9 protein-coding genes are annotated in these 14,145 nt (G+C 44.5%); all 9 read right to left on the bottom strand.

All coding sequences use genetic code 11. The features are described 5' to 3' along the window. Positions 1 to 544 precede the first annotated feature (544 nt). Entirely contained in the window at positions 545 to 2,077 is a 1,533-nt protein-coding gene (locus tag ACG2F4_RS18355; RefSeq protein ID WP_395262399.1) for a sulfatase, read from the bottom strand. 133 nt (positions 2,078 to 2,210) lie between these two features. Next, the gene (locus ACG2F4_RS18350) at positions 2,211 to 3,812 is read right to left on the bottom strand and encodes an arylsulfatase (RefSeq protein WP_395262397.1); all 1,602 of its coding nucleotides are present in this window, start codon (positions 3,810 to 3,812) and stop codon (positions 2,211 to 2,213) included. Positions 3,813 to 4,058: 246 nt separating this feature from the next. After that, complete coding sequence (locus ACG2F4_RS18345) at positions 4,059 to 5,558, bottom strand: RagB/SusD family nutrient uptake outer membrane protein (RefSeq protein WP_395262395.1); 1,500 nt, start codon at positions 5,556 to 5,558, stop codon at positions 4,059 to 4,061. A gap of 29 nt (positions 5,559 to 5,587) precedes the next feature. Continuing rightward, on the bottom strand, positions 5,588 to 9,028 hold the full coding sequence (locus tag ACG2F4_RS18340; RefSeq protein ID WP_395262393.1) for a SusC/RagA family TonB-linked outer membrane protein: 3,441 nt from the start codon (positions 9,026 to 9,028) through the stop codon (positions 5,588 to 5,590). A 61-nt stretch (positions 9,029 to 9,089) separates the two neighbouring features. Then, entirely contained in the window at positions 9,090 to 10,190 is a 1,101-nt protein-coding gene (locus tag ACG2F4_RS18335; protein ID WP_395262391.1) for a FecR family protein, read from the bottom strand. A gap of 459 nt (positions 10,191 to 10,649) precedes the next feature. Then, the gene (locus ACG2F4_RS18330; RefSeq protein ID WP_395262389.1) at positions 10,650 to 10,949 is read right to left on the bottom strand and encodes a hypothetical protein; all 300 of its coding nucleotides are present in this window, start codon (positions 10,947 to 10,949) and stop codon (positions 10,650 to 10,652) included. 245 nt (positions 10,950 to 11,194) lie between these two features. Next, entirely contained in the window at positions 11,195 to 11,764 is a 570-nt protein-coding gene (locus ACG2F4_RS18325; protein ID WP_395262387.1) for an RNA polymerase sigma-70 factor, read from the bottom strand. A 102-nt stretch (positions 11,765 to 11,866) separates the two neighbouring features. Beyond that, on the bottom strand, positions 11,867 to 13,390 hold the full coding sequence (locus tag ACG2F4_RS18320; RefSeq protein ID WP_395262385.1) for an arylsulfatase: 1,524 nt from the start codon (positions 13,388 to 13,390) through the stop codon (positions 11,867 to 11,869). A 407-nt stretch (positions 13,391 to 13,797) separates the two neighbouring features. Further along, positions 13,798 to 14,145: sulfatase/phosphatase domain-containing protein (locus ACG2F4_RS18315; RefSeq protein ID WP_395262383.1), on the bottom strand; the 348-nt coding region annotated here is incomplete at its 5' end.

The following is a 14,145-nucleotide window of genomic DNA, read 5'->3' as shown; positions in this document are numbered from 1 at the left end:
AATGCTTCGCGATTTAAGGAGTTATCCGGATTCTCCAATAACGGAGTCAGGCTAACCCCATCCAGCTGATAGCCTTCGGGGTTTTCAAGCCCTGCATCGCTATAACCTTTAAATTCATCAAAGACGAATAATGAAATGTGTGGAAGATTATGAGCTAATAACAATAAAAACGGCTCTCCACTATATTCTTAACTGAATGTGCCCTGCATCAAGGGAATATTGTAGTATTCAAGAGTGGAACCTTCTCCTCAGCAAATCTCCAGTAATCTTCATAATAATTTTCTTCGAGGGAGTCCTCCTCTATCGATTCATATCATTGGAATAGGGAATGCCGAAATTGATCTTGGAGCCGGTTAGCAGATGTAACTTATCTATGAGCGTCCCTTGCAGGTCTCCAAATTATTGTGACTTTGCATAAAGCCGATAGTAGTGTATATCCTTGGAAGAAGCCCGCTGGCTAGGGTAGTTGCTGCCGAAGGATCAGATTGCAAAAGGCAACGTCAAAACACCTATAGTAAACAACTAAAACGGTCTCCGTTCTAGTTTATTTAACCAGCTGGTCAAACTTTATTGGTTTGCCCTCCCAGAGCCATTCTCCATTTTCCTGCCACAGGATGCGGGCCCGGCTTCCCGGCACGTGCGGGGCGCTGCGTTCCGGCATCCATTTTGCCAACCTCCTCTTCACATCAGCATATTGGGGATCAGCGGCCAGGTTCGCCCATTCATGTGGATCGCGGTAGTGGTCATACAGCTCCTCCGATCCGTTAGCATACCGGATGTAGCGCCATCGCTCCGTGCGCACAGCGTGGTTCCCCGGATTCGCGGTGGTTACTGCCGGGCGTTCGCGGGGGGTAGCTGCATCTTCAAGTTGCGGTACCAGCGATATCCCTTCCAGGTTTTCTTTAGCCGGCAGCCCCGCCAGATCCACGAGCGTGGGATACATATCCAGCAATTCGACCGCTTCCGCGGATGTTGCTCCCCCCGTAACCCCCGGTCCTGCAAAAATCAACGGCACCCGCGTCGTCCGTTCCCACAAGGTATTTTTCCCGGTGATCGCCTTTTCCCCCAGATGGTACCCGTGATCGGACCAGAAGACCACTATGGTATTTTCCACCAGTCCCTGCTCTTCCAGCGTATCGAGGACCCGGCCCACCTGTGCATCCATAAAGCTGACGGTCGCCAGGTACGATTTCACCTTCGAATGCCACTGGTCGTGTTCCAAGACCCAGGAGAGGCGCGGCTCAGGGAGAAACCAGTGCGTGTACCAGGCAAAATCGGGAATATCTTCGCGATCTCCTTCAGGAGCAGGAGGTAAAACTACATTTTCCTCCTCAGGATACAGATCAAACCATTTTTGGGGGGCGTACAGCGGTACGTGCGGGGAAACAAATCCGACCGCCATGAAAAACGGGTCGGTATGAGATTCAGCCCCCAGCTCTTTCAACCGGTTTACGGCCCAGCTGGCCACTTTGTAATCGCCCATGGCCGAATCCTGTTCCGGGAACGTACCCCAGTCCACCAGCGGGTGGTCGACCATGTCCAGGGGCTCTTTGACAAGCTTTTCTTCCGGAAAGGGGCCAAACCCTCCATCCGGGCCCCAGTGCTGGAAATCGGTTTCCCGTACCTGCTCGGATACCCCGTGGAATATTTTACCGGTTGAATAGGTGCGATACCCGTGGTCAGCAAAATATTGGGGGAGCGTCACCACATCCTGGGTGGTCTCCGCCTGCCGATGGCCGGGGGCCAGCCCGTAGATTCCCGTGGTCGTGGGACGAAGCCCCGTCATGAGACTGACGCGGGAGGGATTGCACACAGGAGCCTGCACGTGGGCATTGGCAAACAGGGTCCCTCTCTGCGCCAGGCGGTCAATATTGGGGGTAACAACCTGCGGGTGCGTCTGGAGAATGCCGGCCCAATCATTGTAGTCGTCAATGCCGATAAATAGGATGTTCGGACTGTCGGCTGAATTCTGTCCATGTACAGGCAATGATAAACTGCTTAAAATTATGCCCAAACTCAGAAAAAACCATATAGAAAAGGTAGTTGCATTTATAATGCGATATAAATTAACTCTCATTTTGAAGGATTTAAATTTAAATATTTTATTATTTCATCTCTACTTACTTGCTTCGAGGTAGCACTTAACCTTTTTCATCTGTTTAAAACCTTGGTCTTCAGATCCTTATCCAGTTATTAAACATATGGAATAATCATTCTAAATACTCTTTGGGAACAATCTCTTTAAAATCTTCTAGCTCATTGTTCCATTGTGTTTTTAAAGTCTGAATCTTCTCAGGTCTATTTTCAGCTAAATTATTTGTTTCAGCACGATCTTTTTCGAGATTAAAAAGTCTCCAATCTTCATCTTTGGAGGCAACTATTTTCCAATCTCCTGCCCGCATGGCCCGATTCCCTTCGTGGTACCACCAGAGTTTCCGATCCCATTCTATGTTACTGTCAAATGTTGGAACTAGTGATCTTCCAGGCATCGATTTGGTAATTTGACTAGATCTTTCAAGGCCGGCCAAGTCAAGGACTGTTGGTACTAAATCAATAACATGCCCTGCAGCTGTTCTCAATGAACCTCTATCTTCAATCCCATCCAGCCATTGAACTATAAAAGGGGTAGCAATTCCCCCCTCGTGTACCCAGGTTTTGTGACGTCGAAATGGGGTATTACTTACCGTGGACCAGCCCGGACCCAAACTAAGGAACGTATCTGCCGAACCCGGCCTGGCGTTGGGATCATGCCCATTTCCACGGACCATTATTTCAGAACTGGCTCCATTGTCGGAAAGAAAAACTATGAGTGTGTTATTATAGTAATCCAATGCCTTAAGTTGATCAATTATTCGCCCTATCTCTTTATCCATCCGTTCAATCATTGCTGCATGGATGGTCATTTTATCTTGTTGAAATTGCTTTTGTTGTGTGGTCAAACTATCCCAAGGTACCGGACGATTTACCTCACCATCACCTAATATTTCTAAAGCTTTTGGGAAATCGTAAGGTGGACCAATATCTCTTTCGACTTCCGATAGCCGCCCCTCAACAAGGTTCATTTCTTGAATTCGTTTCCAACGCTGTTTTCGTATCTCATTCCAGCCAGAATTATATCGCTCCCCCACCCGATTGATATCTTCTTCAAGTGCGTGTAATGGAAAATGTGGAGCAGTGAAAGCTACATACGAAAAAAAGGAGTGATCCTTATAATTTGATTCATGTTCTTTTAAATACTTAATAGTTCTATCAGTAATTTCTGTGGTGCTATAATAATCTGAACCTTTTTTAATGCGTGGAAGCTTATTATCATTTTCATAGTGTTCAACAGGTCTAAAATGGTCAATTGGCCCTTCAAGCATATAGGACCTATCAAAACCAGTTTGTATTGGCATACCATCAATATGCCATTTCCCTGTATGATAGGAACGATATCCAGCTTCTTTAAGATATTCCGGTAATAACTGTGCCCAATCAGGCCGTTCACCTTGTCCTCCACCTTTAATTCCAGGAGCACTATCGCGACCTATTTGCTGGGGATAATAACCAGCAAGTAGAGAAGCTCTTGTAGGCCAGCAGCGGCCCGTATTGTAAAACTGAGTATACTTTAACCCATTCTTTGCCAGTTTATCCAAATTGGGAGTTGCTATTTCTCCACCATAAGAACCTAAGTCTGAATAACCAAGATCATCAGCCATGATGATCAATATATTAGGTCTTTGTATATCTCCTTGATTACATCCCACAATTGGAAACAGCAGAGTGGCTATAAATACAAGCCTATATGCAGCTTTACTTATGCGAGTTATCATACTTAAAATGATAGATTTTTCATTGATTCTATCTAGTGTAAAATTGCAATGGATACTACAAGATAGAAATTTAGCCTATTTAATATTTATATAGGGGACTTAGATCATGATAATCCATCCGTTTAATCATTATTTATAGATAGAAATTATAGAATATCTTCATTTTATATAGATTAAATGGAGGAATAATCCTCCATTTAATCTAAAATTATAATCCCAGATTAATATTTTGTTCGATTACTCAACTTACCATCCAGGATTCTGTTCTAAATTATTTAACCTAACTTCTCTTAAAGGAATTGGAAGAAGTAGTTTATATTCTACAACGTTATAAGTTTCTTCTGTCAATCTAGGAACTAGTTGCTTTTGCTCTTCACCATGTGCATTCATTACTTCAATTGCTCTATTTGTTCTTAGCAAATCATACCAACGGTGATTTTCAAACGCCAATTCTACCCGTTGTTCATGATAAACCGCATCACGAAACTCCTCCTTTGATAAACCAGGAGTTAGGTTATTGAGACCGGCTCTTTGTCTTACCTGATTAATATAACCATATGCTTCGGATGTTGGCCCTTCGACTTCATTAATAACCTCTGCCATCATTAAAAGTACATGGGCATACCGATAAACAGGCACATTTTCGTTAGTGCGTCCAGGCTGTTCAAAGGAATGAACAAACTTTTTGATGTAAGGTATTGAATCACCAATCGCTACATCGTACTGAGAATTCTCTGGATTAACATAGTAAGCAATAGAAGCATCTTTTCTTGTATCACCCTGTTCATAAGCCCTTATAACATCACGTGTAGGAATGTTGTAGCCGGCATGACTTGGATTTAGATCGGTAAAACCGATTATATCAGAACCAGAATTAAAAGGAACAAATCGATAGGCAAATTCACTGGCCTCTCCCTCAATTGATGAACTAAATTGGATCTCAAAAATTGATTCCGCATTATTCTTATTAGCTGGATCAAAAACATCTGAATAATCAGTCAAAAGAGAATAATTCATATTAATTACCTGCTCTAATGCATCTGAAGCTGCTGAGTAGTCTTCTTGGGTGAGGTATACATCAGCAAGTAGTGTATAAGCTGCCCCTTTTGTTGCTCGACCTACATCGGCTCCAGAGTAGTTCTCAGGCAGGCTACTAGTTGCATCATTTACATCATTGATGATTTGTTGATACACTTCTGAGGCTGAAGCTCTACCTTCTGAAAATGCATCATCCGGGGATTCAACCTCATCAAGTACTAAGGGAACACCTCCAAAAAGTCGAACCAGATGAAAATAATGTACCGCACGAATGAATTTTAATTCACCTGTATACTGCTCTTTTAATGTTGAATTGCTAAATTCAACGTTTTCAATACGATTTAAGACAACATTACATTGTGAAATCCCCGTGTAAATAGTGCTCCAAACTTCCTCTATAGGCCCATTTTCGTCTAAAATTAAAAATGAATCTAAAAATTCAGTTTCATGCTCTCCTCTATTTCCATGGTTATACTGGAATGTTGTATTATCAGATCTCATTTCAGTTATTGCCCAGAAATCTGAAGACCCTGTATAATAAAGATCTTGGAGTTGGCTGTATGCCCCATTAACAGCCAACTCTATCGATTCTTCTGTATCATAAAAAGTAGAGGCATTAACAAAAGAATCAGCTTCTGGTTCAAGTATGTCATTACAGGAAAGAAGTCCAGCCGATATTAGTAAAAAGAAAAGAATTACCTTTTTCATAGTTCTAAACTCTTAAGTGTTAAAAACAATTAAAGATTAAGCTTTATACCCAGTGTTGTCACTCTTGGCAAAGGGTAACTCACAAAGTCTAACCCAGGTGCCAGGTTTCCGTCCCCACTGGCATTGTTGTAATTCGTTGCCTCTGGATTACTTCCGCCATAATTTGTTAATAACAATGCATTTTGTACGCTAACATACACGCGTGCACTTTGCATGATACCATCCATTAATTCTTCCCCAAGAGTATATCCAAGGGTAACATTCTTCACCCATATATGAGAATTGTCTTCAATTGCCCCAGTATTTATATGTCGGAAAAACTGGCGATTACGAAGACCGACAGTACCTGGAACTTCTCCATTCCCAGGCTCTTCAGGAGACTTCCAACGGTCTTGCACATCCGTAGACACATTAAAAACACCATCTATATTATGATAATAGTGATGGTCTTCACGATAGCGCTCTCCACCATAGGAGCCTGTTAAAAGTACTCTTAAATCAAAATTGTTAAGCTGGAGTGAATTTGTCATTCCCCATGTAAAATCCGGGTAAGGATTACCGATAATTGCAAAGTCATGGGGTTCAGACAGGACTCCGTCACCATTAACATCTTTCATTTTTAAGTTACCTGGAACAGCACCCTGGTATGACGGTGAATTGGCAATTTCTTCTTCGCTTTGGAAAATGCCCTCAATTACCCATCCATAAAACATGCCAATAGGCTCACCAACCTTCGTTATGTTTGACTCTAACCCCCCACCTCCAAATCCTGCAAAAATAGGGGCATTATCTCGACCTAATTCTAACACCTTATTTCTATTGAACGCTATATTAAAATCGGTGCTCCAACTCAGTTTTTGTTGACTAATGTTGTTAGAATTGATTGATAATTCTAAACCTCGATTTTCAACATCACCGCGGTTTTCAGTTACATTTGAAAACCCAGAGGATTGGGGAATTTCAACATTAAGCAATAAATCTTCAGTATTTCGGACATAATATTCAGCATGAAGTGTTACTCGGTCCTCCCAAAGTCCAAGATCCAGCCCGAAATTGATCTCACTTGTGCGTTCCCACCCAAGATTTGGATTACCAAGTTGATTTAATATTCTACCAGACGCTCGACTATTCCCCAGAACGTAATCACTGGTTCCAATCTGGCTCAAGTGGGTATAATTCCCAATATTATAATTACCAGTTATACCATATGACCCTCTAAGTTTCAATTCACTAATCCACGACAATTCTTCCATGAAGGGCTCTTCGGATATACGCCAGCCCAAAGCTCCTGATGGGAAAACACCCCATCTGTTATCACTACCAAATCGAGAAGAACCATCCTGACGAACAGTTGCCGTAATTAGGTACTTATTCTGGTAATCATAATTCATTCTAGCCAGATATGATACCAAAGACCAGTCCTGCTTATTTGTCCCCCCAAGTAACCTGCTTGCGGCATTTAGTGTCTTTATTTCATCATCTGCAAAATCTTGACCGTTTATATTCGCCCCCGTTGTTCTGTCTTGCTGAACACTAAAACCAAGTAGCGCCTCAATACTATGACTTCCCAAGAATTCATCTTGATAAGTCAAAGTATTTTCTGTAGCCCAATTGAGACCAGATGATGCTATGAATGATCCACTAGGTATTACTGGGGGAGGCTGAAAAAGGTTGCCAACGTTCGAAGGATGAAATGTTTCCACCTGACCATCTGAAAACTCTACATTCGCAGATGTTTTAAACCTAAGTTCATCAAGTAAATTATACTCTACATATCCATTTAATAATCCATTAAAAGTACGAGAATCATTCTTTATGTCTTGTGACTCCAGCACTGGATTAGGATAATTAAATGTCCCGGTGTTACCGATCATCTCATTAAAACTTCCATCTTCGTTATATACAGGCTCCAGTGGGCTTGCTACTAACGCAGTTCCAAATCCAGGCTCACCTCTTCCAGCACCTCCTATAGCTACCTGAGCCCTATTGGAGAATGTAGGAGCTAAATTAATTCCTGCACTTAACTTATCACTTATCGTAGCATTCACATTAGCTCTTAAAGAGAATCGCTGATAGTCGGTTCCGAGAACAACTCCTTCCTGTGTTAGAAATGCCCCTGAAATATATGACTGAATATTATCACTACCCCCACTAATATTAAATCTTAAATTTTGCATGGGCGCCATTCGTGTAACCTCATCGTACCAATCCGTCCCCTCACCATACTGTTCAGGATTTCTATATTCTTCGGGTATATCATCCATTGTGGGTTCCCGATTTTCTTGAAATCGAATTTGATCTGATATTCGTTCTTTTTGAAATTGTGCAAATTGACGGGCATTCATCAAGTCTGGCTTCTCTTGTTGTCTAACTTGCTGCCATCCAGTGTAGGCACTAATTTGTACTTGCATTTGCCCAGAGGTGCCTTTCTTCGTTTCAATCATTATTACACCATTAGCTCCCCTAGAGCCATATATTGCTGTAGCTGATGCATCTTTAAGAACAGTTATTGATTCTATATCCTCAGCCGGAATATTACTTAATGGGTTAGAAACGACTGAACTCGATCCAGAAATTGGAAAACCGTCAATAACATATAAAGGCTGGCTACCAGCACCTACAGCACCTATACCACGAATCTCAATAGTTGGTCCACCTCCTGGTATACCAGCCGGTTGATTCACATTTACACCTGACACTTGTCCGGCTAAAAGTTCGTCACCTCCAGTAACAACTTGTTCACTCACCTTTTCCATTGTGACAGATTCGACAGATCCAGTCACATCTTGTTCTTGCTGCGTACCATAACCCACCACAACCAGCTCCTCACCAGCAACTGCCTGTGTTTGCAGAGCCACATCAATATTCGTTCTTCCATTTATCGGCACTTCCTGCGTTTGATACCCGATAAACGAAAACACCAGCGTATCCTGCAGGGAGGGAACACCCAGCTCAAATCCTCCTTCACTGTCGGTGGAGGTACCCGTGGTCGTACCCTTCACCACCACGTTGACGCCCGGGAGCGGGTCACCGGAAGCGGCGTCCGTGACCTGGCCCGAGACCGTCTCCATTTGTTTGGGCAACTCACTCCCGCGCATAATGATGAAGCTGCCGGTTGCCCAGTATTTTAGCCCGGTTTGGTATCCGATTTGATCCAGTATGTCAAACACTTTTTGCTTTTCGGCATGCAGCGTTACATGCAGATCACCGGCCATCAGATCTTCTGTATAAACTATTTGAGCCCCAACTTTCTTTTGTATCCTGTTCAGTACCTGCCGCACCGGCATCTCTTCAACATTAAGAGAGATCCTCATCTCCAAAAGCTGATCCGGCACCGTCTGCAAGGCGATATTGCGGTTTTCCTGCTGTTCGTTATAATCGGCCAGTTTCTGCTGCGCCGATACAGCTGTTGCAATTCCCAACAGCGTGATAAATAACAGATAGAAGCTGCATTTGTATAACTTCCCCATGGGTTCCCTTTTTTAGTTAGTAATTGATAAACTTGTTTATGTTCTTGCGTTAAACCTGGTCTTATTGTTCCCGATATAATCGTACGCGCTGGTCCTCGATGCTGTACTGGGCATCCAGCGAAATGCTCAGCACTTTAATGACGTTTTCCAGTGACTGACTTTTTTCAAACGCGGCGGTGAGCTTCTTCCGGTACAGTGCCGAATCAGCCACCTCAATATGTACCTGGTAGTGGTCTTCAATTTTTCTAATGACCGATGAGAGCGGTTCAGCATCAAAAATCAGTTGATTTTCAAGCCATGCCAGCGCTACATTCAGATCTGCTTTTTCGACGGTTAATTTCTCTGCCTGGGCCGTCACATCTACTTTCTGGCCCTCTGATACAATCACCGAAGAACCGTCCGAGGGGGGCTCCTCTCCGGCATGCAGCGGCATTTGCCCGTTGCTTCCCTCGCTTTTTCTGGGAGAAACCTTCACTTTTCCCTGTGATACCACCACTTCCGTTTTCTCTTCCCCGCCATTCGTCTTCACATTGAATTTGGTGCCGATATCCTCAACGCGGGCATTATTGGCATACACCACAAACGGGTGAGGGTGATCGTGGTTTACCTCGAAATACGCTTCGCCCTCCAGATGGATATTCCTGGATTTCTCCTCGTAATCATCGGCGTAATGGAGGGTGCTCGATTCGTTCAAAACAATTTTTGTGCCATCCCTCAACCGCAGGTTAAGCCGTTCTCCAGCCTGAGAGGAAACCGTCCGATACGTTACCTGCTCTTGCCGGGCTTGATTTCCTGCATTCATCGAAACCGAGTACACGTAAAAACCATAGGCCCCGGCAAGCACCAGCAACACCGCCGCCACTTTTATCAGGGTATTGATCGTAGAATGGTAGGTCTTTTTCGGCATGTACCCGATACGCCCGGACACTTTCTTTTTTCGTTCTGTGGTGTGTTGCGAAAGATCGGCCCAGGCGCGGTCCACATCGCCTATTTTCAGCGTTCCGGAGATCTCCCAGACTTCACGCAGTTGCCTGAGCACCGCCTTGCGCGACGGGTCTTCTTCCAGCCACTGCCGGACAAACTGCTCGTCGGCCTCGCTGTAGTCACCGGATATGTAGCGTATGACTTCTTCGGGATACATCTTAAATAAATTGGAGTTCATGGATAATGATCATTTCCGATTGTTTTCCCTTTCTGTTACTATAGACGAGGGTGTTGAGATCTACCACGACAGGATTCTATATTTTATTTTTCCGTTCGAAATAGGCATTTGAGGCCTATGAGGGCAGTTTTCAGAGATCTGTACAGCGAGCCACTCAAAAAAATTATTAAATCCTGCCTATTCGGATCGTTTATTGTGCGCGAATGGTGCTAAAGAAATGAACAGGAGTTTTCTATCAGAGAAGTGCGAAATATTAGGATTGCATATCGGCGAGCAAAATAAAACGATAAAATGCAATAAGCGGACGGTACTTCACTACCTAATGCTTCCTCAAGAAGTCACAATCGCTCCTTTCCGATGGAAGAGTTGTTCATTTTTTGTATGACCAAAAAACGAACCAAAAAAGTCACCATAAAATCCCAGATATTGATCTCCCGGAGACTCCAATCCGGCCCTTGCTTATCCACACCACGTGGTTTTCCCGGAAACAGTTGCAGGGATTTTCTGGACTTGGGGCTGCCACAAAATCTGGTTCATATCCTTCCGGCCTTGCGATTTCTGAGCCGCCCGGGCAAATGCAGCGAAGGCGTTAAGAAAGAAACTCTGCAACGAATAATGGGAAGACCCAGGCAAGTGGGAAACCTCTATCAGCAAGGTGGGGCTGCCCACGTGAATATCTGGGTTTCTTTTAGCCGCAGCGGAGTGCAGCCAGGCGAAGAAATCCACCGCCGGTGATTTTTTGGGTTCGTTTTTGTTCACACAAAAAGGAACACCCCTTCATGTCAATAATACCTTATGCTGTACTACTAACGCACCATATTACCATAATCGAATCGCAGACATGCACGGTTTTTCGACAAATAAGGAGAATTCCTTGCACCCAACTGGCATAATAAATACTCTAATTCATTGGTAATCAATGAGTTAATATGAGTGGGAGGATACCCTACCTACCAGTTCAGAGGCGATGTTATTTATCTACGATAAAAATTTCGGTTGCAATGTCATCCCACCAATAGAACGGCGGCCAGGGTCAACAGATGCTGAAATCGATCACGCAGGGAGTTAAGTGCCCGGCTGATCTGTGTCTCCACCGTATTTACCGAAATATCGAGAAATTCGGCGATTTCCCGGTAGGTCATTCCTTCATAGCGGCTGAGAATAAATATCATGCGTCTCCGCTTGGGAAGCGACTGGATTGCTTTCTCCACTTCTTCCAGCACAAATTTCTGGTGAAGATTTTTTTCAAGGTCCGAAGTCATTGGTTTTTCCTTTCTCAGTGCCTGCTTTTCCTGCTCCCAGTTTTGCACTACTTTTTTGTGTTTCAGATAGTCGAGACTCATATTCCTGGCGGATGTGTAGAGGTAGTTTTGTACGGATTTGTTAATCTCGATCGATTCGCCTTCCTCCCAGATTTTGGTGAACAGCTCTTGTATGATCTCCTCGGCAATCGCTTCGGATTTTACGTAACCCCATACAAATTTAATCAGTCGGTCGTAGTAGCTGCGAAACAACGTTTCGAACGCCTCCGGGTCCCCTGCCTTGACCTGTTGAAACAGCTGCTGATCCCTCATCTAAACAATCGCTAAGTAAAATTGATTTTGCACAATTCTATTATAACATAAATGCAATCATATCGAAAAATTGAAACTTCATTACGAGAGGGCCTTTAAAAATCATTCAGCTGGTCGACTTCCACCTTCCCTGTCGTAGTCTTGAAGTAAGCGCTTTAAGCGATTGACCACATCGGGATGATCGAGCCAGAGATTATTCGTCTCGTCAGGATCTTCATCAAGATTATAAAGCTGACCTTCCGGTCCCCCTGGTTCTGGATCCATAGATGCAGGATCCGAGAACCCGCCTGAACCAAGTGCTTCAATCAGTTTCCACCGGCCATCCTGGATAGTTCGAACGCCGCGGCTTGATACACTGACCACCGGTGGTCGAACAGCTTCTTTTTCCGGCTGTTCACCTGTAAGTACCGGAACCAAACTAAAACTATCTTCTCCGGCATTCTGCGGCAGTTCGGTGTTGAGTATGTCAGCAAATGTAGCCATCAGATCGGTAAAAGAGATCGTCTGATCGGTCACTGCTCCATGATCTACCACTCCCGGCCAGCGAACAATAAACGGCATGCGATGACCCGCCTCGTAAACATCCCCTTTCATCCCGCGCAAACCTCCCTGGGAGTCGTGCCCGAACTGTTCTTTGTCTTTGTCATACCAGACAGGCCCGTTGTCGCTTGTAAAAATGACAAGCGTTTCATCGGACATGTTTTCCTTATCAATGGTTGATAAAATCCTGCCAATCTCTGCATCCACCATCGCCATAAAATCACCATACATCCCGGCGTCACTTGCTCCCTCAAACGCTTCGGTCGGCAGCCACGGGGTATGAGGAGCTGGATAGGCCACATAAAGAAACAGAGGTTTATTCTGATTGCTGGAATTGTGATTCTCAATCACCGCTATCGATTCATCCGTAAAGCGCGGCAAAACGTCTATTAATTCAAGATCGGGTGCAATCCCCCCTTCCCGCCAGAACGCACCCTGGATGTCCGTCCAGATGCCCCCGCTGTAATTGTTGCCAATCGAATCGGATGGCGGATTTACCACGCGGTCATCCCGGATGTAAAAATAGGGTGGAATATCTGTCGAGGCCCGGATTCCAAAGAAGGAGTCAAATCCACGATCCACCGGTCCGCCGGATAAAAGCTGATCTTCTGCATACTGGCGATAGGCAGCCCGAATATTGTTCCCGCTTTCCTGTGCATTTTCCCGACTGGCCTCAATAGCAGCCGATTCGTCAAACCCCAGGTGCCATTTTCCGACCATCGCCGTGTGATATCCCTCCGACTGCAGGAGCGAAGCTATTGTCATGCGATCTTCGTCAATCACCGGTTGTTCCGGCCACACATTCGTATTCGTTCGAAACGGATAGCGACCTGTCAACAACCCATACCGGGAGGGATGACATACCGCGCCGGGGGCATGTGCATCCATAAAGCGGATCCCTTCACTCGCAAGTCCATCAATATTGGGAGTGGGAATTTTCGATTCCGGATTATAGCTCCTGAGATCGCCGTAGCCCATATCATCCACGAGAATGAGGACGATGTTGGGTTTTGATGGGTTTTGAGTACTTTTTTGTTCATCGTTTGCACATCCCAATATGAGAAGAGCGGATACAAATAAAAGCAACGTATTCAACGGATTACCAAATAAAGGATTTGTCCGGATCATATTTTCAGGAGGCTTTTGAATTATCTGCCACTTTCGATTCCTCTCAAAATCGAGGTGTCAGGTAGAATAATTTGTCTCTTAGAGGGCTTATCTCCGTGAATTTGGACCGAAATGGGACAAAGAAGCCGATTCACGGTCCAAGATCAACGGCAATTATCGACGATTTAAAGAAACCCTTTGCAAAACCTGCTATTTTGTTGGGAGGTAGTTGTACTGCCGACCCCATTGACCTTTTAACGGGAGTACAACTCCCTCAGAACGAAGAAGTGAGGGTTTTGCGAAGCCCTCTTAAAAACTTTTGGGTCTATACATCCAACAACTGAGGAATCCGCGAAAAAGGGACGTAGTACAAATCTCCCTGCCAATTATTCACCCGGCCAATAAGGCAGCGGAGCACCTGTTTCCTGTAGCCACCCTTCCAATTGTTTCATTAATTGTACTCTTTTTCCAGGCATCTGCCTGGCAAGGTCTGTTTCCTCACCTGGATCATCCGCGAGATTGTAGAGCTCAACATCACCTGTTTCGTAGAATTTCATAAGTTTCCAACGTTCAGAACGTACTGCGCTTACTGGACCTGTTCTCCATCTTGAATTCGGATACCCCGGAAAATGCCAGTATAATGCTTCGCGATTTAAGGAGTTATCCGGATTCTCCAATAACGGAGTCAGGCTAACCCCATCCAGCTGATAGCCTTCGGGGTTTTCAAGCCCTGC

This window comes from Halalkalibaculum sp. DA3122 (assembly GCF_043951865.1).
GTDB lineage: Bacteria > Bacteroidota > Rhodothermia > Balneolales > Balneolaceae > JAMQKA01.
The sequence above is the reverse complement of the archived record's forward strand: the minus strand, read 5'-3'. Positions and strand labels throughout refer to the sequence as shown.

Coding starts and splice junctions, on each gene's coding strand:
- ACG2F4_RS18350 (WP_395262397.1), bottom strand. CDS start 3,812: ATGATAACTCGCATAAGTAAAGCTGCATATAGGCTTGTATTTATAGCC.
- ACG2F4_RS18345 (WP_395262395.1), bottom strand. CDS start 5,558: ATGAAAAAGGTAATTCTTTTCTTTTTACTAATATCGGCTGGACTTCTT.
- ACG2F4_RS18355 (WP_395262399.1), bottom strand. CDS start 2,077: ATGAGAGTTAATTTATATCGCATTATAAATGCAACTACCTTTTCTATA.
- ACG2F4_RS18325 (WP_395262387.1), bottom strand. CDS start 11,764: ATGAGGGATCAGCAGCTGTTTCAACAGGTCAAGGCAGGGGACCCGGAG.
- ACG2F4_RS18340 (WP_395262393.1), bottom strand. CDS start 9,028: ATGGGGAAGTTATACAAATGCAGCTTCTATCTGTTATTTATCACGCTG.
- ACG2F4_RS18335 (WP_395262391.1), bottom strand. CDS start 10,190: ATGAACTCCAATTTATTTAAGATGTATCCCGAAGAAGTCATACGCTAC.